At 66.7% G+C, this 23071-nt stretch carries 24 protein-coding genes; 12 read left to right on the forward strand and 12 right to left on the reverse strand.

Annotated elements, in window-relative coordinates; genetic code table 11:
* Positions 1 to 19 precede the first annotated feature (19 nt).
* Both OKW87_RS12120 and OKW87_RS12125 read left to right on the forward strand, forming a co-directional pair.
* A complete protein-coding gene (locus tag OKW87_RS12120; RefSeq protein ID WP_265539833.1) occupies positions 20 to 2722 on the forward strand; it encodes an ATP-dependent DNA helicase in 2703 nt (900 codons plus the stop codon).
* Positions 2723 to 2735: 13 nt separating this feature from the next.
* Positions 2736 to 3272 (forward strand): SixA phosphatase family protein, encoded by a 537-nt coding sequence (locus OKW87_RS12125; protein ID WP_265539835.1) that lies wholly within the window; start codon positions 2736 to 2738, stop codon positions 3270 to 3272.
* On the opposite strand, the gene OKW87_RS12130 is transcribed toward OKW87_RS12125, so the two are convergent.
* The 5 genes from OKW87_RS12130 to rpmF form a co-directional block, all read right to left on the reverse strand.
* Positions 3247 to 3609 carry a MerR family transcriptional regulator gene (locus OKW87_RS12130; protein ID WP_265539837.1) on the reverse strand — a complete coding sequence of 121 codons (363 nt, stop codon included), beginning with the start codon at positions 3607 to 3609 and terminating at the stop codon, positions 3247 to 3249. The two genes, OKW87_RS12125 and OKW87_RS12130, sit on opposite strands and share 26 nt — an antisense overlap.
* 8 nt (positions 3610 to 3617) lie before the next feature.
* Positions 3618 to 3917: an integration host factor subunit alpha gene (locus OKW87_RS12135; RefSeq protein WP_265539838.1), complete on the reverse strand. Its 300-nt coding sequence runs from the start codon at positions 3915 to 3917 to the stop codon at positions 3618 to 3620.
* A gap of 111 nt (positions 3918 to 4028) precedes the next feature.
* Positions 4029 to 5000 (reverse strand): beta-ketoacyl-ACP synthase III, encoded by a 972-nt coding sequence (locus tag OKW87_RS12140; RefSeq protein WP_265539840.1) that lies wholly within the window; start codon positions 4998 to 5000, stop codon positions 4029 to 4031.
* Positions 4997 to 6067, reverse strand: a complete 1071-nt coding sequence (plsX, locus tag OKW87_RS12145; protein ID WP_265539842.1) for a phosphate acyltransferase PlsX — start codon at positions 6065 to 6067, stop codon at positions 4997 to 4999. Before plsX ends, OKW87_RS12140 begins: the two co-directional genes overlap by 4 nt.
* 23 nt (positions 6068 to 6090) lie before the next feature.
* Complete coding sequence (gene rpmF, locus OKW87_RS12150; RefSeq protein ID WP_265539844.1) at positions 6091 to 6270, reverse strand: 50S ribosomal protein L32; 180 nt, start codon at positions 6268 to 6270, stop codon at positions 6091 to 6093.
* Positions 6271 to 6457: 187 nt separating this feature from the next.
* Between rpmF and OKW87_RS12155 the strand changes: the two genes are divergently transcribed.
* Positions 6458 to 6859 (forward strand): MAPEG family protein, encoded by a 402-nt coding sequence (locus tag OKW87_RS12155; RefSeq protein WP_265539847.1) that lies wholly within the window; start codon positions 6458 to 6460, stop codon positions 6857 to 6859.
* Here OKW87_RS12155 and OKW87_RS12160 read toward each other — a convergent pair.
* Entirely contained in the window at positions 6843 to 7508 is a 666-nt protein-coding gene (locus tag OKW87_RS12160; RefSeq protein WP_265539849.1) for an MBL fold metallo-hydrolase, read from the reverse strand. The two genes, OKW87_RS12155 and OKW87_RS12160, sit on opposite strands and share 17 nt — an antisense overlap.
* Positions 7509 to 7585: 77 nt before the next feature.
* On the opposite strand from OKW87_RS12160, the gene pabB reads away from it, so the two are divergent.
* The 3 genes from pabB to msrA are packed head-to-tail and all read left to right on the forward strand — an operon-like array spanning position 7586 to position 11228.
* Entirely contained in the window at positions 7586 to 9313 is a 1728-nt protein-coding gene (pabB, locus tag OKW87_RS12165; RefSeq protein WP_265539851.1) for an aminodeoxychorismate synthase component I, read from the forward strand.
* Between the two features lie 35 nt (positions 9314 to 9348).
* A complete protein-coding gene (locus OKW87_RS12170; RefSeq protein ID WP_265539853.1) occupies positions 9349 to 10548 on the forward strand; it encodes a pyridoxal phosphate-dependent aminotransferase in 1200 nt (399 codons plus the stop codon).
* A gap of 26 nt (positions 10549 to 10574) precedes the next feature.
* Positions 10575 to 11228, forward strand: a complete 654-nt coding sequence (msrA, locus tag OKW87_RS12175) for a peptide-methionine (S)-S-oxide reductase MsrA (RefSeq protein WP_265539855.1) — start codon at positions 10575 to 10577, stop codon at positions 11226 to 11228.
* On the opposite strand, the gene OKW87_RS12180 is transcribed toward msrA, so the two are convergent.
* On the reverse strand, positions 11225 to 11641 hold the full coding sequence (locus OKW87_RS12180) for a DUF1489 family protein (RefSeq protein ID WP_265539857.1): 417 nt from the start codon (positions 11639 to 11641) through the stop codon (positions 11225 to 11227). The two genes, msrA and OKW87_RS12180, sit on opposite strands and share 4 nt — an antisense overlap.
* Positions 11642 to 11665: 24 nt before the next feature.
* Positions 11666 to 13069 (reverse strand): magnesium transporter, encoded by a 1404-nt coding sequence (mgtE, locus tag OKW87_RS12185; protein WP_265539859.1) that lies wholly within the window; start codon positions 13067 to 13069, stop codon positions 11666 to 11668.
* A 134-nt stretch (positions 13070 to 13203) separates the two neighbouring features.
* Here mgtE and OKW87_RS12190 point away from each other — a divergent pair, with 134 nt between their 5' ends.
* Positions 13204 to 13656 carry a peptidylprolyl isomerase gene (locus tag OKW87_RS12190; RefSeq protein ID WP_265539860.1) on the forward strand — a complete coding sequence of 151 codons (453 nt, stop codon included), beginning with the start codon at positions 13204 to 13206 and terminating at the stop codon, positions 13654 to 13656.
* Between the two features lie 38 nt (positions 13657 to 13694).
* On the opposite strand, the gene OKW87_RS12195 is transcribed toward OKW87_RS12190, so the two are convergent.
* Positions 13695 to 14585, reverse strand: a complete 891-nt coding sequence (locus OKW87_RS12195) for a LysR substrate-binding domain-containing protein (protein ID WP_265539863.1) — start codon at positions 14583 to 14585, stop codon at positions 13695 to 13697.
* Positions 14586 to 14884: 299 nt separating this feature from the next.
* Here OKW87_RS12195 and OKW87_RS12200 point away from each other — a divergent pair, with 299 nt between their 5' ends.
* Positions 14885 to 17173, forward strand: a complete 2289-nt coding sequence (locus tag OKW87_RS12200; RefSeq protein WP_265539865.1) for a CDC48 family AAA ATPase — start codon at positions 14885 to 14887, stop codon at positions 17171 to 17173.
* Here OKW87_RS12200 and OKW87_RS12205 read toward each other — a convergent pair.
* Together OKW87_RS12205 and OKW87_RS12210 are read right to left on the reverse strand one after the other, a co-directional pair.
* Entirely contained in the window at positions 17124 to 18434 is a 1311-nt protein-coding gene (locus OKW87_RS12205; RefSeq protein ID WP_265539866.1) for an MFS transporter, read from the reverse strand. The two genes, OKW87_RS12200 and OKW87_RS12205, sit on opposite strands and share 50 nt — an antisense overlap.
* Positions 18431 to 18751 (reverse strand): antibiotic biosynthesis monooxygenase family protein, encoded by a 321-nt coding sequence (locus OKW87_RS12210; protein WP_265539867.1) that lies wholly within the window; start codon positions 18749 to 18751, stop codon positions 18431 to 18433. The genes OKW87_RS12205 and OKW87_RS12210 overlap by 4 nt, the downstream gene beginning before the upstream one ends.
* A gap of 52 nt (positions 18752 to 18803) precedes the next feature.
* On the opposite strand from OKW87_RS12210, the gene OKW87_RS12215 reads away from it, so the two are divergent.
* A complete protein-coding gene (locus OKW87_RS12215; RefSeq protein WP_265539868.1) occupies positions 18804 to 19550 on the forward strand; it encodes a sulfite exporter TauE/SafE family protein in 747 nt (248 codons plus the stop codon).
* On the opposite strand, the gene OKW87_RS12220 is transcribed toward OKW87_RS12215, so the two are convergent.
* The gene (locus OKW87_RS12220) at positions 19547 to 20482 is read right to left on the reverse strand and encodes a ribose-phosphate pyrophosphokinase (RefSeq protein WP_265539869.1); all 936 of its coding nucleotides are present in this window, start codon (positions 20480 to 20482) and stop codon (positions 19547 to 19549) included. The two genes, OKW87_RS12215 and OKW87_RS12220, sit on opposite strands and share 4 nt — an antisense overlap.
* A 90-nt stretch (positions 20483 to 20572) precedes the next feature.
* On the opposite strand from OKW87_RS12220, the gene gltX reads away from it, so the two are divergent.
* The 3 genes from gltX (at position 20573) to OKW87_RS12235 (ending at position 23063) form a co-directional block, all read left to right on the forward strand.
* Positions 20573 to 21904: a glutamate--tRNA ligase gene (gene gltX, locus OKW87_RS12225; protein ID WP_265539871.1), complete on the forward strand. Its 1332-nt coding sequence runs from the start codon at positions 20573 to 20575 to the stop codon at positions 21902 to 21904.
* Between the two features lie 82 nt (positions 21905 to 21986).
* On the forward strand, positions 21987 to 22655 hold the full coding sequence (locus OKW87_RS12230) for an energy transducer TonB (RefSeq protein ID WP_265539873.1): 669 nt from the start codon (positions 21987 to 21989) through the stop codon (positions 22653 to 22655).
* Positions 22656 to 22715: 60 nt separating this feature from the next.
* On the forward strand, positions 22716 to 23063 hold the full coding sequence (locus tag OKW87_RS12235; protein ID WP_265539875.1) for a hypothetical protein: 348 nt from the start codon (positions 22716 to 22718) through the stop codon (positions 23061 to 23063).
* The last annotated feature ends 8 nt before the right edge of the window (positions 23064 to 23071 follow it).

The raw sequence follows: 23071 nt of genomic DNA on the forward strand, positions 1-23071 counted from the left end.
TGAGGCTATTATCTCACCGGTGACCACGCTTCCCTATCCCGCGCTGCATGCGAGCCATGGCGGCGTCTGGATCGCCACCGCCGAAGAGACGCGCGCGGTCAGCCGCGGCGAGGCGATCCGTATCGCGGCCGACACGCCGATCCTGATGCTCAATGCGCCGCTGATCGGGCAGCGGCTGGGGCATCCCGAGATTTCGGGGCTCGACCTTCTCGAACTCTTCGCCTTCCTGCGCCCCGCGCAGTTCATGGTGCCGACTCCCAAGGGCCTCGCCCGCGCCGCGGGGATCGCCCCGCCCGAAAGCGATGCCGAGGTCGCCGGCTTCCTGCGCCGCACCGCCGAGGCGTTGCTTGCGCTGACCGACGGCGACTGGCCCGAGCGCGAAGGCGCCTGGAACAGCGTCCAGTCGCTGTTCCGGATGCGCTGGCCCTGGGCGCCCGCGCTCAGCCAGCGGATCGCCAAGCCCGCGCAGGCCGAGCGCTGGCTCTTTTCCAAACTGCCCGAATGGGAAGAGCGCCCGCCGCGCCCCGGCCCGCGCACGGTGACGCTAGCGGATGGCGATGTCGCCGAACGACTCGCGACGCTCACCGGCAGCAAGGCCGAGCGCCGCCAGGGCCAGCGCGATTTCGCCGCCGCCGCCGCCAGCGCCTTCGCCCCCCGGGCAATGCGCGACACCCCTAATCTGGTGCTGGCTGAGGCGGGGACGGGGATCGGCAAGACGCTCGGCTATCTCGCCCCCGCCTCGCTCTGGGCCGATCAGGCGCAGGGCGCGGTATGGGTCTCGACCTTCACCAAGGCATTGCAGCGCCAGCTCGCGCAGGAAAGCGAGCGGCTGTTCCCCGATCCGCAAGAGCGCAAGCGACGGATCGTCACCCGCAAGGGGCGCGAAAACTATGTCTGCCTGCTCAACCTCGAGGATGCGCTGCAGGGCGGTTTCGCGGGCCGCGCCGCGATCCTGGCTCAGCTCGTCGCACGCTGGGCGGCCTATAGCGCCGATGGCGACATGGTCGGCGGCGACTTGCCGGGCTGGTTGCCGACGCTGTTCCGCCGCAACGGATCGACCGCGCTCACCGATCGGCGCGGCGAGTGCATCTATGCCGGCTGCCCGCATTACCGGAAATGCTTCATCGAGCGCGCCGCCCGCGCCAGCGCCGACGCCGATCTGGTCATCGCCAACCATGCTTTGGTGATGGTCAACGCGGCGCGCGGCCGCGAATCGACGAGCCGCCCGACTCGTTATGTGTTCGACGAGGGACATCACCTGTTCGACGCTGCCGACAGCATGTTTTCCGCGGCGCTCACGGGGCAGGAATCGATCGAGCTGCGCCGCTGGATCACCGGCCCCGATTCGGGCTCGCGCGGACGACGCCGGGGACTGGCGGCACGGCTTTCGGACGTCGCGAGCTACGACGAGGAAGGCGGTCGCGCGATATCCGAGGCAGTCGAAGCCGCCCGCGCGCTGCCCAGCGACCAATGGCTCCAGCGCGTCCATGAAGGCCAGCCGTTCGGCCCACTCGAGGCGTTGCTCGCGGCGGTGCGTGGACTCGTCTATGCGCGCGATACCAACGGCTCGGGGGATGCGGGCTATGGCCTCGAGACCGAACTCGCCGAGCCCGATGCGACTCTGGTCGAAGCCGCGGGGCCTGCCGGAGCCGCGCTCGACGCGCTGCTCCGTCCGATGGTCACCCTCGGCCGCCGGCTCGAAGCGGTGCTCGCCGAATCGCCCGACTGGATGGACGGTCAGGCGCGGGCAAGGATCGAGGGCGCGATCGCCTCGCTCGGCTGGCGTACCGAAACCGTCGGTGCCTGGCTCGCCTTGATCGCGCGGATCGGTGGCCCGGCCGATCCCGAATATGTCGATTGGCTCGCCGTCGAGCGAGTCGAGGGCCGCGAATATGATGTCGGGCTCCATCGCCACTGGCTCGATCCGTCCAAACCCTTCGCCGAAACGGTGCTCAAGCCCGCGCACGGCGCTTTGGTCACCTCGGCGACGCTGCGCGCCGGCGGCGATTGGGACGGGGCCGAGGCGCGCTCGGGCGCGGTCCATCTCCTGCGCCCCGCGACTCGCTTCGAAGCGGTCAGCCCGTTCGATTATGCCGCCCAGGCCGAAGTGCTCATCGTCACCGATATCAAGCGCGGCGACTTGCCGGCGCTTGCCAATGCCTATGCCCGGCTGATCCTCGCGGCGGAGGGCGGCACGCTGGGACTGTTCACGGCGATCCGCCGCTTGCGGGCGGTCCACGCCCGCATCGCCGACCGGTTGGCGCGCGAGGGGCTGCCCTTGCTCGCCCAGCATGTCGATCCGATCGACACGGGGACGCTGGTCGACATCTTCCGCGACGATCCGCGCACCTCGTTGATCGGCACCGATGCGCTGCGCGACGGAGTCGACGTCCCCGGCCATTCGCTGCGGCTGGTGGTGATGGAGGGCGTGCCCTGGCCCAAGCCGAGCGTGCTTCATGCCGCGCGACGATTGGCGGGTGGGGGCAGCGCGTTCGACGATCGGATCGTCCGCGCGCGGCTGGCGCAGGCATTCGGCCGGCTGATTCGCCGTGCGGACGATCATGGCAGTTTCGTACTGCTTTCCGCCGCCATGCCGTCGCGCCTGCTGAGCGCCTTCCCCGAGGGAACGCCAGTCGCGCGCGTCACGTTGGACGAGGCGATCGAGCGCGTGCGGCTTTCCTTGTCGGCGCGCTTGCGGCATGAGGCGCCCGCCAACGCCTGACGATCGAGGACGCATGAAGACGCTCACGCTGCTGCGCCATGCCAAATCGGGCTGGGACGATCCCGTCTCGCGCGATTTCGATCGCCCGTTGAATCCCAAGGGCAAGCGCGCCGCGGCGATGGTCGGGCGCAACTTGAAGGCGCTCGGTCTCGATTTCGATCATGTCGTCGCTTCGCCCGCGGTGCGGGTCGTCGAGACGCTCGATCATGTCAGCGCCGGCTATGGCGGCGATCTCGCCCCGGCCTGGGACCAGAGGATCTACCTGGCATCGTCGGCGACTCTGCTCGACATGGTTCATGAGCTGCCGGCCGGGGCAGACCATGTCTTGCTCGTCGGTCATAATCCGGGACTCGAGGAGTTGGTGCTGCTGCTGGTGCCGGACGGCAGCGCGGACCGCGATTCGGTCGAAGCCAAATTCCCCACTGCGAGCCTGGCCGAGATACGCTTCGACGCGTCGGACTGGAGTTCGATCCGCAGCGGCAGCGGCGAACTGGTCCGTTTCGTGCGGCCCCGCGATCTCGATCCTAGCCTGGGCCCGGACCACCCTTAGGCTCGTCCTCCTCCAGCGCGTCGATCAGGGCGTCGCGAACTTTGCGAAGCGCGTCGCCATCCTTGCGCACAGCCGGCGCGCGCGGGCTCTTCTCCGATGCCAGTAGCCGCTGGACGCCGCGGATCGTATAGCCTTCGCTCGACAGTAATTGGTGGATGCGCTGAACCAGCGCGACATCCTCGGGCCTATAATAGCGGCGATTGCCTGCGCGCGTGAGTGGACGAAGCTGGGGGAATCTCGTCTCCCAATAGCGCAGGATATGCTGCGGTCGGCCGATATCGAGCGCAAGCTCGCCGATCGTGCGTAGAGCGCCAGCGGCCTTCTCGGAGGCCGCCATCTTCTCGCTCAGTTGCCCGCCACGATGCGGTCGCGCATCATCTGGCTGGCCCGGAAGGTGAGGACGCGGCGCGGTGCGATCGGCACTTCGACCCCGGTCTTGGGATTGCGCCCGACCCGTTCGCCCTTGTCGCGAAGAATGAAGCTGCCGAACCCCGAAATCTTGACATTGTCACCCTTGGAGAGCGACTCGCACATGTGGGTGAGGATCTGCTCGACCAGCCGCGCGGCGTCGGCGCGCGACAGCCCGACCTCGCGATGCAGCGATTCGGCCAAGTCTGCCCTGGTCAGCGTGCCCGCAGCCGGCATGTCGGCAAGTCCCCCGAAGTTGATCTGTGTTGAATCGCATTACCAGATTGTTTCAGGTCCCGCAAACGACCCGTTAGTTTCGGTAGCGAAAGGATGCCGATATGAGCTGCCCTAGAAGCGCATGACCGCCGCACCCCAAGTGAAGCCGCCGCCCATCGCTTCAAGCACGATCAGATCGCCTTGCTTGATCCGTCCGTCGCGCACCGCGGTATCGAGCGCCAATGGCACCGACGCGGCGGAGGTGTTGGCATGCTGGTCGACGGTGACCACGACCCTGGCAGGGTCGAGCCCCAGCTTGCGAGCGGTGGCGTCAAGGATGCGGGCATTGGCCTGGTGGGGAACCACCCAATCGACCTGCGTGGATTCCAATCCGGCCGCGGCAAGCGTTTCCTCCATCACCGCGGCAAGATTGACCACCGCGTGTCGAAAGACTTCGCGTCCCTTCATGCGCAGCTTGCCGACGGTGCCCGTGGTGGAGGGGCCGCCGTCGACATAGAGAAGATCGTTGTGACGCCCATCGGCGTGCAGCCGCGACGCCAGGATCCCGCGTCCGCCCGCTTCGGCGCTATCCTGTCCCTCGAGCACGATCGCCCCGGCGCCGTCGCCGAACAATACGCAGGTGGTGCGATCCTCCCAGTCGAGGATTCGACTGAAGGTCTCCGCGCCGATCACCAGCGCGCGCTTGCTGGCGCCCGATCGGATCATCGAATCGGCGACCTGCAACGCATAGAGGAAGCCCGAGCAGACCGCGGCCACGTCGAAGGCGACGCAATCGCCGATGCCGAGCGCGGTCTGCACCCGAGTCGCGGTGGCGGGGAAGGTCTGGTCCGGAGTGGCGGTGGCCAGCACGATCAGGTCGATGCTGGTCGCGTCGACCCCGGCGGATTCGAGCGCGGCCTTGCACGCCGCGGTTGCCAGCGTGCTCGTCGATTCCCCCTCGCCGGCAATGTGGCGAAATCGGATGCCGGTGCGCTCGACGATCCATTCGTCGGTGGTGTCGACTCGCTCGGCGAGCTGGGCATTGGAAACGCGATTGGCCGGCAGGAACGAGCCGGTACCGATAATCACCGAACGGAAGGTCACGCTGCGCTACTCGTTTCCTGCATGGGCTTCGCAGCGGAGCGCTGCGTCGCTTCGAAATTTCCCAGATCCTCTGCGATCCGCCGGTTGAGGTCGTCGCGCAGCATCTTGGCTGCAAAGCCGATCGCAGTATCGACCCCAATTTCATTCGCGCTGCCATGGCTCTTCACGACGATGCCGTTGAGCCCGAGGAAGATCGCGCCATTGTGATTGTTGGGATCGAGATGGTGGCGGAGCAATTCGGTCGCCGGCCTGGAGATCAGGAATCCGATCTTCGAGCGCGTTGAGCTGGTGAAGGCACGCTTGAGCAGGTCGGCGACGAAACGCGCGGTGCCTTCTATCGTCTTGAGAGCGATGTTGCCTGAGAAGCCATCGCAGACGATCACGTCGACATCACCGCGCGAGAGCTTGTTGCCCTCGACGAAACCGACGAAATTCAGGCGCAAATGCTTGGCGGCGCGCAGCTCGGCGGCAGCCTCGCGGATATTGTCGGTGCCCTTGAGTTCTTCGGTGCCGATGTTGAGCAAGGCGACTCGCGGATTGCCGAGGTCCAGCGCGGTGCGCGCATAAGCGGCACCCATCACGGCGAACTGGACGAGGTTGCGCTTGTCGACTTCGGTGTTGGCTCCGAGATCGAGCATCACCGTGTCGTTTTCGCCGAGCGTCGGCAGCAAGGCGGCGAGCGCGGGTCGATCGATGCCAGGCATGGTACGCAGCGAAAGCTTGGCCATCGCCATCAGCGCGCCGGTATTGCCGGAGGAAACCGCAGCGCCGGCGCGGCCCTTCTTGACCAGGTCGATCGCGATTCCCATCGACGTGGTCTTGGCGCGGCGAATCGCCTGGCTGGGCTTTTCGTCGGGCGCGACGACGCCGGCCGCGTGGACGATCTCCGAAGCGGCAGTCAGGTTGGGATGCTTTTCGAGGCCGGCGCGAATCTGAGCCTCGTCACCGACGAGAATGAATTCCATTCCCTCGAAGCGACGTCGTGCGCGCGACGCGCCCGCGAGCATGACTGCGATCCCCTCGTCGCCGCCCATTGCATCGACGGCGATTCGCTTGGGGGTAGTCATCGCGGCAGGCCCCTGTTCGTGGCTCAGCCCTCGGCAGCGATGACTTCGCGGCCGTTATAATGGCCGCACGCCGTGCACAGATGATGGGGGCGCTTCAGTTCGCCGCAGTTGGAGCATTCGTTGAATGCCTCGACGCTGAGCGAATCGTGCGACCGGCGCATGCCGCGCTTGGAAGGCGAGGTCTTTCTCTTGGGAACGGCCATTTCGGCACCTTTGTTACAGAAACTTGAATCTAGTCGCGATACGCCCGCAGGGAAGTCCGGGCAAGCGACGGCTGAGCCGGCCACCCGCCGGACCAGCAGACAGGTCACGAAGCGAGCCGCGCGTATAGCGATTCTTGCCCATGTTGCAAGGCCGTGCCACTAAGCCGCTCTATATAAGGGGCCCTGAATGTTTTTCCTGCCAGTCGCACTTGTCACCGCGGGCGCCGCGGCGCTGATCAACTTCTGGCTGGGTCTGCGGATCAGCCAGTTGCGCATTTCCGAGAAGATCCTGGTCGGCGACGGTGGCAATCCCCGGATGGTGGCGCGGATGCGCGCGCATCTGAACTTCGCCGAATATGCGCCGATCGTCCTCATCCTGATCGCCCTGGTCGAAATGGCGCGCGGCACCCAATATTGGCTGTGGATCGTCGCCGCTGTCTTCATCGTCGGCCGCGTGCTGCACGGATTCGGGATGGATGGATGGCGAATCGGCCGGATGCTCGGCATCCTCAGCACGATGCTGGTGATGCTCGGGCTCGCCGCCTACGCCGTCTATCTCGGCTATACGGGTCTCAGCCCACTGCGCTAAGCGCCGCATCGCCCACGAAAGGATTGCTGCGGCGCTCCTGTGCGAAGCTGCTGGGCGCGCCATGGCCGGGAACGAAGAAGGTGTCGCCGCCGAGCGGCCAGAGCTGCGTCACGATCGACTCGATCAGCTGCCGGGGGTCGCTCTTCGGAAAGTCGGTCCGCCCGATCGATCCCTGGAACAGCACGTCGCCGACCAACGCGAATTTCGAAGGTTCGTGGTGGAAGACGATATGGCCCGGCGTGTGGCCGGGGCAGTGATAGACGTCGAACGTCAGTTCACCCACCGTCACCTGGTCACCCCCGTCCAGCCAGCGGTCGGGTTCGAACGGCGCGCCTGGGATGCCATATTTGCGACCATCCTCCTCCAGTCGGTCGATCCAGAAACGGTCGGCCGGATGCGGCCCTTCGATCGGCACGCTTAGTTCCGTCGCGAAGGCACTCGCCTCGCCGCAATGATCGATATGTCCGTGGGTGATCAGGATCTTTTCAATCGTGACGCCATGCTGGCCGGCGGCAGCGCGCAGCTTGGGCAAGTCGCCGCCGGGATCGACGAACGCGCCCCGCATCGTGCGCGTGCACCATATAAGCGTGCAATTTTGCTGGAGCGGCGTAACCGGCACGATCGCCGCGCGCATCGGGGGATTGGACATCGCCGCGAGATAGGTCGGAGCAGCGCCCGCGGCAACATAGGCTTGTCGCGCGGCCTTCGCGGCGGCATGCGGGAGCGATGCGGCTGCCGGCCCCTCCTTTCGTGCTTTTGGACGACGCCCGCGGCGACGGCGCGCCGGCGCGGCTTTATGCTGATCCGGTCGAGATCATAGAAGCGTACGGGGCCGCGCAGGTTGCGTGCGCCTTCGAGCGCCTGCGCGCGGCGCGAGCGCAGGGCCTGCATGCCGCCGGCTATCTTGAATATGGCGGCGAGGCGCTCTGGTTTGGCCTTTTCCCGGACTTTGTCGAACTGGACCCTTGCCAGATCGAGCAACTATTGCCCGATTCCGCCGGCGCCTGGGCCGCCGCCCCCGAGCCTCAGATCGCCTCCCGCGACTATCGGGCCGCGTTCGCACGCGTCGCAGACTATATCGCTGCGGGCGACATCTATCAGGCGAACCTCACCTTTCGCGCCACCGTGCGCTACGAAGGCGGAGAGGCGGCGCTCTATGCGCTACTTCGCGCCCGCTCGCGCGCCGGCTATGGCGCGCTGATCGCCACCGGTTCGCGTTGGCTGCTGAGCTTTTCCCCCGAACTTTTCTTCGCGCTAGACGCGGGGCAGCTGACCGCGCGACCGATGAAGGGCACGGCGGTGCGGGCTGCCGAGCCCCGCGAAGACGCCGCGCTCGCTTATACCCTCGGCGAGGATTCGAAGCAGCGCGCTGAAAATCTGATGATCGTCGATTTGATGCGCAACGATCTCGCCCGGGTCTCGCAGCCGGGCAGCGTGGCGGTGCCCCGGTTGTTCCACGTGGAAACCTATCCCACCGTCCATCAGATGGTCTCCACGGTGACCGGCCGATTGAGCGAGGGCCTGGATGCAATCGATGCCCTCGAGTCGCTCTTCCCCTGTGGATCTGTGACCGGCGCTCCCAAGATCCGCGCAATGCAGATAATATCCCAAGTCGAGGATAGCCCGCGCGGGGTCTATACAGGTGCAATCGGCAGGCTGGATGCGAATGGCGATGCTATGTTCAACGTGGCGATTCGGACGCTTACGATCGAGCAGCCAGGCAGGGCGCTGCTCGGGCTCGGCTCGGGAGTGGTCGCCGATTCGCAGGCAGAGTCCGAATGGCAGGAATGCCTGGCAAAGGGTGCCTTCGTGACCGCAGGCGAGCCCGGCTTCGACTTGATCGAGACGATGGCCTTCGATCCCGAGCGCGGCATGCCGCTGCTGGAGCGCCATCTCGCCCGGATGAAGGCCAGTGCATTGGCGTTCGGCTTCGAGTTCGATCGTCACAACGCGCGCAACGACCTCCAGGCCGCCACTTTCCGCTTGCGGGGCGCTTCGAGAGTGCGGCTGCTCCTGGCCCGATCGGGGGCGCTGGCGATCGGCATCAGCCCGCTACCGGCGCCGCCCGATGGGCCGGCGCGCGTCGCCATCCGCCCGCTCGAAGTTGCGCCGGACGACTTTCGACTGCGCCATAAAACGAGTCGCCGCGGCTTCTACGATAGCGCGCGCGCGGCCTCCGGCGCCTGGGAAGTTTTGTTCGTGGATCGGGACGGCTATCTGACCGAAGGCAGCTTCACGACTCTGTTCGTCGAGCGCGACGGCGTGCTGGTCACCCCGCCGCTTGCGCGGGGCCTGCTCCCCGGCGTGCTCCGCGCGGAGTTGATCGACAGCGGCCGTGCTGTCGAGGGCGATCTGCGCCCGGAGGATCTGGCGGAGGGGTTCTTCCTCGGTAACGCGCTGCGGGGATTGGTAACGGCCGTTACAGTTGCGGAACCAGCGAACGCCCACGTATAGGCGCAGCCGCTTCCCCATCGGAAAAGGCGTCGCCCATGAAGACCTCCGCCGCGCTCCAGCGCATCCAGCCGTCCGCCACGCTCGCGGTCACGAGCCGCGTGCTCGAGCTGAAGCGGCAGGGAATCGACGTGATCGGTCTGGGCGCCGGCGAGCCCGATTTCGACACGCCCGATTTCGTCAAGGACGCCGCGATCGAGGCGATCCGGCAGAACAAGACCCGCTACACCAATGTCGACGGCACGCCCGAGCTCAAGGCGGCGATCGTCGCCAAGTTCGCGCGCGAAAACGGCCTGACCTATGCCGAGAACCAGATCAGCGTGAACTCCGGCGGCAAGCATACGCTGTTCAATGCCTTTTGTGCGACGATCGATCCGGGCGACGAGGTCATCGTCCCCGCACCTTATTGGGTGAGTTATCCCGACGTCGTCGAGTTTGCCGGGGGCACTCCGATATTCGTCGCCGCGGGGGCGGATCAGGGCTACAAGCTGCGCCCCGAGCAGCTCGAGGCTGCGATCACCGCCAACACCAAATGGGTCGTGCTCAACTCGCCTTCGAACCCAACCGGCGCGGCCTATAGCGAGGCTGAGCTCAAGGCGCTGGGCGACGTGCTTGAGCGGCACCCGCATGTGCTGATCTATGCCGACGATATGTACGAGCATATCCTCTATGACGGCTTCGAATTCCGCACCATCGCCCAGGTCTGTCCGTCGCTCTACGATCGCACCCTCACTGCGAACGGCGTGTCGAAGGCCTATGCGATGACCGGCTGGCGGATCGGCTATGCCGGCGGGCCGGCGCCGCTGATCAAGGCGATGAGCAAGCTCCAGTCGCAGTCGACGTCGAACCCGTGCAGCATCAGCCAGGCGGCGTCGGTCGCGGCGCTGAACGGCGACCAGTCCTTCCTCAAGGCGCGCACCGCTGCCTTCCAGGGCCGCCGCGATCTGGTGGTCTCGATGCTCAACGCGATCGACGGAATGACCTGCCCGACTCCCGAAGGCGCCTTCTACGTCTATCCCGAATTTGCCGGGCTGATCGGCAAGCGCACGCCCAAGGGGCTGGTGATCGACAGCGACGAGACGATGATCGGCTATCTGCTCGACGAGGCCAAGGTCGCGGCGGTGCATGGCGCCGCCTTCGGCTTCTCGCCGGCGATGCGGATCAGCTATGCGACGTCGGACGCGCTGCTGACCGAAGCCTGCACGCGGATCCAGGCTGCCTGCGCCGCCTTGCGCTAGGTCGCCCGGACCCCAATCTATCGTCCATGCGCATATGGACGATCCCCGCCGCGGCGGTCGCAGCCGCTCTGTTCCTCGCTCCCGCTTCCTCGGGCGCCGAGCGCGCAGTGCCGATTCCGGCGCCCGCGAAGGACGTCACCGGCGCCAAGGGCGCGCAGGTCGCGATATTCGCCGGCGGCTGCTTCTGGGGCATGGAGGCGGTCTTCCAGTCGATGAAGGGCGTCCAGTCGGTCACCAACGGCTATGCCGGCGGCACCCGCGCGACCGCCACCTATGCCCAGGTCTCGACAGAGCGCACCCGCCATGCCGAGGCGATCCGCATCGTCTATGATCCCGCCAAGGTGAGCTACGGCACGTTGTTGCGCGTCTATTTCTCGGTCGCGCACGATCCGACCCAGCTCAACCGCCAGGGCCCCGATACCGGCCCCAGCTATCGCTCCGCGATCTTCCCGCAGAATGTGGTCCAGCGCCAGGTCGCCGCCGCCTATATCGCCCAGCTCGGGCGCGCTAAGGCCTATCCGCGGGCGATCGTGACCAAGGTCGAAAGCGGCGCCTTCTTCCCGGCAGAGGCCTATCATCAGGACTTCTTCTGGAAGAACCCCAACCACCCCTATATCACCCGCTGGGACAAGCCCAAGGTTGCGGCGTTCCGTGCGGCCTTCCCGAGCCTGGCGAGCTAGATCAGCCCCATCGCCGCGAGCTCGCCCACCAGCTGGGGAGGCAGTTCGGATACGCCTTCGCTGGCCTCGCCCAAGTCGACCGGCGCATTCTCCCCCTCCAGATAGCGCCAGCCCTGATGCGCACGCTTGGGCACCGCCTGGACCAGGATCAGCCGCGGCTCGAGAAATATCGCCACCTTGCCGCCCTCGGCCTCGCCGAACCCGGTGATCGGCGATCGCCCGACCAGCCTGTGCTTGATGATCCAGAAGAGCGAGCCGCCCGTAATACCTTCTCCCGCAATCTCGGCGTGGCGCTTGGGCAGATAGCGCGTAGTCAGGAACGCAGGCTCGTGCGCCGCGCGCAATGCCAGCCGCTCCTGCAGAAACTCGATACTGTCGCAGCCAAAGGCGACCTTGGTCAAATGAAGCGGCACCGTGGGGATTTGGGCGCCCTAGGCTCAGCCGGCAAGCCCCGTTGCCACCGCCAGCCCCAGGAACACCAGAAATCCCATCGAATCGGTGATCATGGTCACGAACACGGTCGATGCCACCGCCGGATCCTGGTTGAGCCGTTCGAGCATTACCGGCACGAGCACGCCGGCGAGGCCCGCCACCAGCACGTTGACGACGATCGCGGTCGCGATCACTGCGCCAAGCTGCGGATTGGCGAACCACAGCCCTGCGCCCAACCCCAGCAGAACTGCGATCGTGGTGCCGTTGGCCAGCGCGACCAATATCTCCCGGCGGATCGTGCGCAGCGTGTTGGTTTGGGTCAGCTGGTTGGTCGCGAGCGCGCGCACCGCGATCGCCATCGTCTGGGTGCCGGCATTGCCGCCGATCGAGGCGACGATCGGCATCAGGATCGCCAGCGCCACCATCTGCTCGATCGCCGCGCCGAAGAAGGCGATGATCGACGATGCGACCAATGCCGTGAACAGATTGGCGATCAGCCAGCGCACCCGGCTCTTATAGCTGTCGAACACCGGCTCGTTGATGTCGCCCTCGCCCGCGCCCGAGAGCAGCAGCGCATCCTCGCCGGCTTCCTCGGAGATGATGTGGACGACATCGTCGACGGTGATCATCCCGACCAGCCGGCCGTTGGGATCGACCACCGCGGCGGAAATGAGCGCATATTTCTGGAAGCGCAGCGCCACTTCCTCCTGGTCCATATCGACCGGGATCAGCGTCTGCTCGCGCTTCATGACGTCAGCCATCGAGACCACGCGCGGGGTGCGCAGGATCCAGGACAGTGCGCAGGTGCCCACCGGGTGGTGCGCGGGATCGACGACGAAAATCTCCCAGAAGTCGGTCGTCAATTCCTCGTCGGCGCGCAGATAATCGAGCACGTCGCCGACGGTCCAATGTTCGGGCACCGCGATCAGCTCGCGCTGCATCATCCGGCCTGCGGATTCCTCGGGGTAGGACAATGCCTCCTCGATCGCGGCGCGATCGTCGGGATCGAGCGCGCGGAGCACTTCGCGCTGATCGTCGGCGTCCATATCCTCGATGATCGCGACGGCGTCGTCGGTATCGAGTTCGGAAGCGAGGTCGGCGACCTGGGTGGCGGTGAGCGCGTCGACCAGGGTCTCGCGGACCCAGTCGTTCATCTCGGCGAGAACGTCGCCGTCGATCAGGTCCGCGATCGCCGAGACCAGCGCCGGGCGCTGCTCGCCGGGTGTCAGCTCGACCAGATCGGCGATATCGGCCGGGTGCAGCGGCGCCACGCGCATCCGCGCGGTCTCGTTGTCGCCTGCCGCCACCGCATCGAGCACCGCGCTTACGAATTCGGGCTTGAGCCGATCGTCTTCGTCCAGTTCGCTCTCGGGGGGCATTTCCTGGGGCGCAAGTTCGGTCTCGCTCATCGTCCGACCTCCCTGGATGCGCTGACTTGCGTCGCTCCTAGCGCCCGTCGCCCCCCATGCCAATGCGGCGAGGCGAGTTGCAAGCCGTTCGCAATCTGCCTAGGGCGCGGACAAAGCTTCTCAGGAGTATCCAAGTGTCCGATTCCACCACGCTCGTCTTGACCCTCGACGGCGGCGATGTGCGCATCAAGCTGCGCCCCGATCTCGCCCCCAAGCATGTCGAGCGGATCACCAAGCTCGCCGGCGACGGCTTCTACGACGGCACCGTCTTCCACCGCGTGATCGACGGCTTCATGGCGCAGGGCGGCGATCCCTCGGGCACCGGCATGGGCGGCTCGAAGGAGCCCAACCTCGCCGCCGAGTTCAACGCCGAGCCGCACGTCCGCGGTGTCTGCTCGATGGCGCGGACGATGGATCCGAACACCGCCAACTCGCAATTCTTCATCTGCCTCGACGATGCGACCTTCCTCGACCGTCAATATACTGTCTGGGGCGAAGTGATCGAAGGCATGGAACATGTCGACGCCCTCCCCAAGGGCGAGCCGCCCCGCAGCCCCGGCAAGATCGTCAAGGCAAGCGTCGAGTAAATCTATCTAGCCTCTCCCGTGCGGGGGAGGCCATTTTTTCAGGCGCTCTCCGCCCCCAGCGCCTCGATCAGCCAGTCGTGGAACATCCGCACCGGCCGCTGGCTCAGCGCGCGTGGGCGGCAGACGAACCAATAGCTGTAATGGCTCTCCACCGTCAGGTCGAAGAGCTGGACGAGCCGATCGTCGCGCGCCGCCTCGAAATGCGATTCGAGCATGAAGGCGATTCCCAGCCCCTGCGCCGCCGCCTCGAGCATCAGCGTGCCCGAATCGAAATGGTCGATCGCCGCGGGCTCGAGCTCGGGGAAGCCTGCAGCGGCGCGCCAAGCCGTGAAAGTCTCGGGCATGTCGCGGTGTACCAACGCGGTAAGCTTCGCCAATTGCTCGGGCCGGGTCACCGGATCGGGCCCCTCGACCAGCGCACGCGCGCCGATCACATGGACCCGGTTGCGGTCCAGCCGCCGCGCATAGAGACCCGGATCGACGTCGCGCGCGATGACGATGGCCGCGTCGAGCCCGTCGCCGAGCCGGGCAATGCCGTGGCTCGCCGTGTCCACGTCGAGATGCAGCTCGGGATGCTTCTGCTTGAGCTCGGGCAGCCGCGGCATCAGCCGCTGCGTCGCGAACAGCGGCAGCACGCTTAGCCGCAGGCGCAGCAATTCGGTGCCGCTCGTCATCGCCTCGACCGCGTCGGTCATCGCGTCGAGCGCCGGAGCGATCATTCCCAGCAGCCGCTCGCCCTCATTGTTGAGCTTGAGCGCCTGGTGGCGCCGCTCGAACAGGGGCTTGCCGATAAATCGCTCGAGCGACTGCACACGCCGGCTGAGCGCGGGCGAGGATAGCGCAAGCTCCTCGGCGGCAGCCTTGATCGAGCCAAGTCGGGCGACCTGCACGAACGCTTCGATGGCGGTGAGGGGAGGAAGCCTTCGCATTCTCGCTCTTTTGTGCACTGCGTCACAAACATTGGCGAGAGATTTTCGAAAGGCAAGTCTCGCCGACGCCTGTGGATGCAGTATCGGCATGCGCAAGCACGATTGCAATAGATGCAAGACCCTACGTATTTTTCGCACTTGCACAATGGAATGCCGCAGTGCACATATGCAGTGCCTTTCAGGCATCCTCTCCTAAAACTTTCCCGGCGGGTCCTTGTGACCCGCCATTTTTTTTGCCCCCCTCGCGGCGTGTCCCGTGCGTTCCTATGTTCCGCGATCAAGCCGGATGGGAATGATTGATGGCCGACGACGAATCCAGGGGACATAGGCTGCAGGTCGCGAACGCGCGGCCCGAGGATAGCGGCCGGGGGCTAGCGCACATTCCGCGCGCGCTGATGGGCGCGCTCGGCATCATCGAAGGCGACGTGATCGAGATCGTCGGCAAACGCTCGACCCCGGCGCGGGCCGTGCTCCCCTATCAGGAAGATGCCGGGCTCGAACTGCTCCGCATCGACGGGCTCCAGCGCGCCAATGCCGGTGTCGGCTCGGGCGATTTCGTCGAGGTGCGCAAGGCCGAATCGAAGCCCGCGACGCGCGTCGTCTTCGCGCCCGCACAGGAGAATCTGCGGCTCCAGGGCTCGGGCAACGCGCTCAAGCGCACCTTCTTCGGCCGCCCGCTCGCGCAGGGCGACGTCGTCGCCACCGCCGGGCACCAGCGAGTCGTCGATCCCAACATCCAGCGCTTCGTCAACGCCCCGGCTTATGCACTCCAGGAAATCCGCATGGCGGTGGTCTCGGCGACGCCCAAGGGCATCGTCCATATCGACGAGAATACCGAGGTCGAGCTCCGCCCCGAATATGAGGCCGCGTCCGAAAGCCGCCGCGCCGACGTCACGTATGACGATCTCGGCGGCATGGGCAGTACGATCGATCAACTGCGCGAGATGGTCGAGCTCCCCCTGCGCTATCCGGAGCTGTTCCAGCGACTCGGCGTCGATCCGCCCAAGGGGGTGCTGCTCCACGGCCCGCCCGGCACCGGCAAGACGCGTCTCGCCCGCGCCGTCGCCAATGAAAGCGATGCGACCTTCCATCTGATCAACGGGCCCGAGATCATGGGCTCGGCCTATGGCGAGTCCGAGTCGCGCCTGCGCCAGGTGTTCGAGGAAGCGGCCAAGTCCGCCCCTTCGATCGTCTTCATCGACGAGATCGATTCGATCGCGCCCAAGCGCGGCCAGGTCTCGGGCGAGGCCGAGAAGCGACTCGTCGCGCAGCTGCTGACGCTGATGGACGGGCTGGAGGCCCGCGCCAACATCGTCGTGATCGCCGCGACCAATCGCCCCGAGGCGATCGACGAGGCGCTGCGCCGTCCGGGCCGCTTCGATCGCGAGATCGTCGTCGGCGTCCCCGATGAGCGCGGGCGCCGCGAGATCCTCGGCATCCATACCCGCGGCATGCCGCTGGCCGACGATGTCGATCTGCCGGAGCTTTCGCGCACGACCTATGGCTTCGTCGGCGCCGATCTCGCCGCGCTTACCCGCGAGGCCGCGATCGAGGCGGTGCGCCGGCTGATGCCGAAGCTGAACCTCGAGGACCACAGCATCCCACCCGAAATCCTCGACACGCTGTCGGTCACGCGCGAGGACTTTGTCGAGGCATTGAAGCGCGTCCAGCCGTCGGCAATGCGCGAAGTCATGGTCCAGGCGCCGACGACGCGCTGGGAGGATGTCGGCGGGCTCGACGACGCCCAGATGCGTCTCAAGGAAGGCGTCGAACTGCCGCTCAAGGATCCCGATGCATTCCGCCGGCTGGGCATCCGCCCGGCCAAGGGCTTCCTGCTCTACGGCCCTCCCGGCACCGGCAAGACTCTGCTCGCCAAGGCAGTCGCGCGCGAGGCGGAGGCGAACTTCATCGCCACCAAATCCTCTGACCTGCTCAGCAAATGGTATGGCGAGAGCGAGCAGCAGATCGCGCGGCTGTTCGCCCGCGCCCGCCAGGTCGCGCCCTGCGTGATCTTCATCGACGAGCTCGATTCGCTGGTCCCCGCGCGCGGCGGCGGCATGGGCGAGCCGCAGGCGACCGAGCGCGTGGTCAACACGATCCTGTCCGAAATGGACGGGCTCGAGGAGCTGCAGTCGGTGGTGGTGATCGGCGCGACCAACCGCCCGAACCTGATCGATCCGGCGCTGCTACGGCCCGGGCGCTTCGACGAGCTCATCTATGTCGGCGTGCCCGACAAGCCGGGTCGCGAGCGCATATTGCGCATCCAGACCGAGAAGATGCCGCTCGCCAGCGACGTCGATCTCGGCGAGGTCGCCGCGCGCACCGAACGCTATACCGGCGCCGATCTGGGCGATGTCGTGCGCCGGGCCGGCCTGGTCGCGCTGCGCCAGTCGATCGACACGCGCGAAGTGACGATGGCCCATTTCGAGGAAGCGCTCGCCGATTCGCGCGCCACTGTCACCGCCGAGATGGAAAGCGAATATGAAGCGATGTCGGGCCGGCTCAAGCAGCAGGCATCGTCGATCCAGCCGATCGGCTTCATCGCTCCGGGAATGCTTCAGCCTCGGGGCGAAAAGGTCGTAGACTGACGATCGCATAGGCCAGCAGAATCGCGAGCGCGGCGGCCGCTGTCAGATAGGGCAGCGGCCGCCAAAGCTCGTAAAGCGCAATCCCGATCGACGGCCCGAGGACGAAGGCGGCGCCGTTGATCGACGTCACCTTTCCCGCCACCGATCCCTGCGCCTCGGGCCCTACCGCGAGCGACGATCCTGCAGTGAAGCCGGGCCGCACGAAGCCGAAGCCCAGCGACGCCAGCGAATAGCCCAAGGCGATCCCGTAGAGCGAGGTCGCGGTGCCGGTCGCGATGCAGCCCACGGCGCTCACCGCTACGCCCACCAGCACCAGCGCGCGCGGCTTGAGATTGAGCAAGGGGATCATCCCCCATTGCACCAGCAGCGCCGATCCAGCGCCCATCATCAGCACCAGTCCGGTCGGCTCCAGTGCGTCCATCGGTGCCACGCGCAACCGATCGATGATCAGGAAGCCGATCGCCTGTCCGGTCATCGCCTGGGCATGGCCCATAACCAGCCCGACGATCATCCAGCCGCGGACCCGCGGGTCGAGGAAGCCGATCTTCTCCGATCGCTCGGCCGTCGCCGCAGTGACGCTCGCCCCGCTCGCCTGCCCGCCGATCGAAGGGTAGGCGACCACCGCGCCGTGCGAGAGCCCTTCGTCCTTCGGCAACAGCCGGGCCACTGCGATCCAGATCGCCAGCCCGATCGCCGCCGCGAAGAAAGCGGGCCCGGCCAGCCCCACTTCTGGGCCGCCGTCCCACAGGTCGCCGAGCACCAGATAGGGGGCCAGCGCCGGCCCCAGGATCGTCCCCAGCCCGAACGCGGAAGCGATCAGCGTCAAGGCGCGGGTCCGCTCGTCGCGGCTGGTCCGTCCTGCCACCAGCGCCTGCACCGCGGGCGGCGCCGCCGAACCGAACGCGCCGTAGATAACCCGCGCGGCGATGAAGGCGACGAACGTCGTGACCGGCGCCAGCACCCCGTTTATCCCCAGCATCAGGAAGACGCCGCACAGCAGCAGCGAGACGGTGAAGCCGCCCACGCCGATTAGCACCATCGTCCGCCGCCCGTGCCGGTCCGATCGATTGGCCCAGAAAGGCGCGGCGATCACCCACAGCAGCGCGGATACCGAGAACACCGCCGCCACCGCGCTATCCGCTACGCCGAGCGAACGCCCCAGCGCCGGCAGCACCGATTGCAGCGCCGTATTCCCCGCGGCAATCGTCAGCATCACGACGAACAGCAAGGCGAAGGTCCGGTCGAAGCCGCGCACCTTCATGGCCGGCTCCATGTATAGCTGCGCCCGATCTCGGCGACGTGCAGGCGATACCAATTGTACCAGCGCCCGCGCCCGGCCTCGCGCGTTGCGGCATGATCAGGCTGTTCGCGCCAGGCGATCGCGCTCGCCTCGTCGGCCCAATAGCTCAGCGTGATGCCCAGCCCGTCCGCAGACAGGCTGTCCATTCCGCGATATCCGGGCTGCTTCGCGGCAAGGGCGTCCATCGCCGCCGCCGCTGCGGCATAGCCCTCGGCATCGTCGCCGCTGCGTTCGGTAACGAATATCACCACGGTCTGTCCGGAGCGCTTCTCGGCCATGCGCTGCGATTAGGCACTTTGGTGGCCCAGGCAAACCCGCTAGCGGCGGGAGATGATCCTCGACTGGCACTTTTACGCGCTCGCGATCCCCGCGGTGATTCTGCTCGGTCTCGCCAAGGGCGGTTTTGCCGGGATGGGGGCGTTGTCGCTGCCGATGATCGCTTTGGTCAGCGATCCGGTCCGTGCCGCCGCGATCCTGCTGCCGATCCTGATCGTCCAGGACGTGGTCGGCGTCTGGGCGTTCCGGCGCAGCGTCGATTGGACGGTGCTGGGCTGGATGCTGCCCGGTGCGGCGATCGGCATCCTGCTCGGCTATTGGTTCGCCAGCGCGGTCTCGCCGGATATGGTGCTGGCTGCGGTCGGCGCGATCTCGATCCTGTTCGGGGGCTATCGGCTCTGGCTCGAGCGGCACAAGCTACCCGAAGCGCATAACTCGCCCGGCTGGGTCGGCACGATCGCCGGAATCGCCTCGGGATTCACCAGCCAGATCGCGCATGCCGGGCAGCCGCCCTTCCAGCTCTGGGTGCTGCCGCGCCGCCTGCCGCCCGCGGTGCTGGTCGGCACCACCGCGATCTTCTTCGCGGTGGTAAACTGGCTCAAGGTCCCGGCTTACCTGGCGCTCGGCCAGTTCACCCGAGACAATCTTCTCACTGCCGCGGCGCTAATTCCGGTCGCAATCGCCTCGACCTTCGCCGGCGTCTGGCTGGTCCGCCGCGTCCCCGCCGAGCGATTCTACACCGCAATCTACTGGCTGATGATCCTGGTCGGCGTGAAACTGGTGTGGGACGGCGTCGTTTAGTCGAACAGCGACGAAACCGAGCTCTCGTCGGCGATCCGCCGCACCGCTTCGGCCAGCAACGGCGCGATCGTCAGATGCCGGATCTTCTTGCTGTCGGCGATCACGGCATGGTTGCCGATCGAATCGGTGATGATCAGCTCGCGCAGCGCCGACGCATCGACTCGCGCCACCGCACCACCCGAGAGCACGCCATGGGTGCAGTAGGCGACCACGTCCTCCGCTCCCGCTGCCTTCAGCGCCGCGGCGGCATTGCACAGCGTGCCCGCCGAATCGACGATATCGTCGATCAGGATGCAGAAGCGCCCCTCGACTTCGCCGATGATGTTCATCACCTCTGATTCGCCCGGCTTCTCGCGGCGCTTGTCGACGATCGCCAGCGGGGCGTTGTCGAGCCGCTTCGCCAGCGCCCGCGCGCGCACCACGCCGCCGACGTCGGGCGAGACGACCATCCATTGCTTGCCAGGAAAGCGCGTGGTGATGTCGGCCGACATCACCGGCGCGCCATAGAGATTGTCGGTCGGGATATCGAAAAAGCCCTGGATCTGCCCGGCGTGGAGATCCACCGAAAGCACCCGGTTCGCGCCGGCCACCGTGATCAGGTTCGCGACCAGCTTGGCCGAAATCGGCGTGCGGGGCCCAGGCTTCCGATCCTGCCGGGCATAGCCGAAATAAGGGAGCACCGCGGTGATCCGTTTGGCCGATGCGCGCTTCAGCGCATCGATCATGATCAGCAGCTCCATCAGATTGTCGTTCGCCGGATAGCTGGTCGATTGCAGCACGAACACGTCCTCGCCGCGGACATTCTCCAATATCTCGACGAAGATCTCCTCGTCGGCGAAGCGGCGGACATTGGCCTGGGTCAGCGGGATTTCGAGATAGTCGGCGATCGCGGTCGCAAGCGGCATGTTCGAATTGCCGGCCATCAGTTTCATGCGCGCAGTCCCGTCCGCTGGTTGAAGCGGTTTCCTTAGGAGCGGTGTTCGCGCTTGGCAAAGGGGCATTGCCGGCCTTAGGCGACAGGCATGACCGTGATCACCCGCTTCGCCCCCAGCCCCACGGGCACGCTGCACGTCGGCAATATCCGCACCGCGCTCCACAATTGGCTGTTCGCGCGGGCGAAGGGGGGCAAGTTCCTGCTGCGTATCGACGATACCGATCGCGAGCGCTCGCAGGAGCATTTCGTCGAGTCGATCCGTGCCGATCTCGGCTGGCTCGGGCTGGTGCCCGACGCCGAGGAGCGCCAGTCCGAGCGCTTCGATCGCTACGAAGCGCGCTTCGCCGAACTGGTCGCGTCGGGGCGAATCTACCCGGCCTATGAGACGACGCAGGAGCTCGATCTCAAACGGAAAGTGCTGCTGGGGAGGGGGCTGCCGCCGGTCTATGATCGCGCCGCGCTGGCGCTGAGCGACCAGGATCGCGCCACCTATGAGGCAGAGGGCAAAGCGCCGCACTGGCGCTTCCGGCTCGATCATGCCGCGCCGATCGCCTGGGACGATTGCGTGCGCGGCCCCCAGCGCTTCGATCCGGCTTTGCTCAGCGATCCGGTGATCCGCCGCGCCGATGGGTCGTGGCTCTATCTGCTCCCCTCGGTGATCGACGATGTCGACATGGGCGTGACCCATGTCGTGCGCGGCGAAGACCATGTCTCGAACACCGCGACCCAGCTCCAGATGTTCGAGGCGATGGGCGCCGCCCCGCCCAGCTTCGCGCATGAGGCGCTGCTGATCGGCGCCGAGGGCAAGCTCTCCAAACGGCTCGGCTCGCTCGGCGTCGAGCATTTCCGCGAGATCGGCATCGAGCCGCAGGCGCTGGTCGCCTTGCTCGCCCGCATCGGCACCAGCGACCCGGTCGAGCCCTTCGCCGATCCCGCGCCGCTGATCGCCAGCTTCGATTTCGGCCGCTTCGGCCGCGCGCCCGCGCGCTTCGACGAAGCCGAGCTTGCCGCGCTCAACGCGCGAATCGTCCACCAGCTGCCGTTCGCGGCGGTGGCCGAGCGTCTGCCCGCGGGCATGGGCTCTCAAGCATGGGACGCGATCCGCCCCAATCTCTCCACCGTCGCCGACGCGCAGGACTGGTGGCAGGTCGTCGAGGGCCCGATCGCGCCCGCTGAAGTCTCCGCCGAGGACCGCGTCTTCCTCGCTGAAGCCACCACCGTCGCCGCGCAGATCGATTGGGCCACCGATCCCTGGCCGGCGCTCACCGGCGCGCTCAAGGAAATGACCGGACGCAAGGGCCGCGCATTGTTCCTGCCGCTGCGACTCGCGCTTACCGGACGCGAGCATGGCCCCGACATGGCGGCGCTGCTGCCCCTGATCGGCCGCGATCGCGCGCTCGCCCGTCTCGCGACCGACTGAACCACGCGCACTTTACAACGCCGTGTGACGTTGTATCATCTCAGTTGCCGGCATAGACCGGCAGTGGAGAGGAGTGCAGTTCATGTATGCCGAATCCCGTTACATGCCCCGCCAGTCGCGCAGCGTCAGCCTGGGGGCCGCCTTGGCCATCAACGGCGCGTTGATCGCCGGACTCTGGTTCGCCGCGCCGAACCTCCTGCCCGAGGATCCGCCAACGACCCTCGAAGGCAGGAACATCCCGCTGCCGCCCACGCCGCCACCGCCCAAGCCGAGGGACATTCCCAAGACCGATGCGCGCCTAGCCCAGGCACCCTTGCCGCACGCGCCCGATCCGGTCGTCGACACCCCCAGCCGCAATCCGGTCGAGACGACCGACATAATCTACCCGCCGCTGCCGCCGCTCCCGCCAATCGACCGTGCGGGGTCCGTAGTGGAGGTCGATCAGCCCCCCGCGGCGCTCGCACTGGTCGCAGCCACCCCTGATCCGCGCTATCGCGACGGCTTCCAACCAGCTTACCCCGCCTCCGAGCTCCGCGCCCAGCGCGACGGGGCGGTCAGCGTGCGCGTGCTGATCGGCACCGACGGTCGGGTGAAGGCGGTCGAGCAGGTCAGCGCGACCAGCGCAGCTTTCTTCGAGGCCACCCGCCGCCAGGCGCTCGCGCGATGGCGCTTCAAGCCCGCCAACCGCGGCGGCGTTCCGGAAGAGAGCTGGAAGATACTCAACGTACGCTTCGAGCTGAAGAACCTGTAGACCATCCCCGGGGCGGCGGGGGTTTGCCCTTCGCCGCCCGGGTCCCTATCTTCTACGCTGATGACCTTTCTCAGATTCTTCTCGCCGATCCACGCGGCACGCGATCTGCGGTTCTTCCTGTCGCAGCGTAAGCCGCACGAACTCGGCTTCGTCATGCTGTCGCTGACGCTGACCGGCATCATCCTGTGGATGTTCGTCAAGGATTCGCATTTCGAGCGCCCGTACAAGCGCGAGATCATCTATGTCGAAAGCTGGCCGCTCGATCGCAGCCTCGAGCAGATCCGCGCGCAGCAGGCGATCGACGAGCCGATCCGCCAGGCGCGGATCGCCGAGCTCGAAAAGAAGCGCAAGGCGCGCCAGGCCGAGTTCAAGAAGGTCGACGATTGGCTGACCGCGCGCGGCATCTGAACGATCTG

Source organism: Sphingomonas sp. M1-B02, from assembly GCF_026167525.1.
Taxonomy (GTDB): domain Bacteria; phylum Pseudomonadota; class Alphaproteobacteria; order Sphingomonadales; family Sphingomonadaceae; genus Sphingomonas.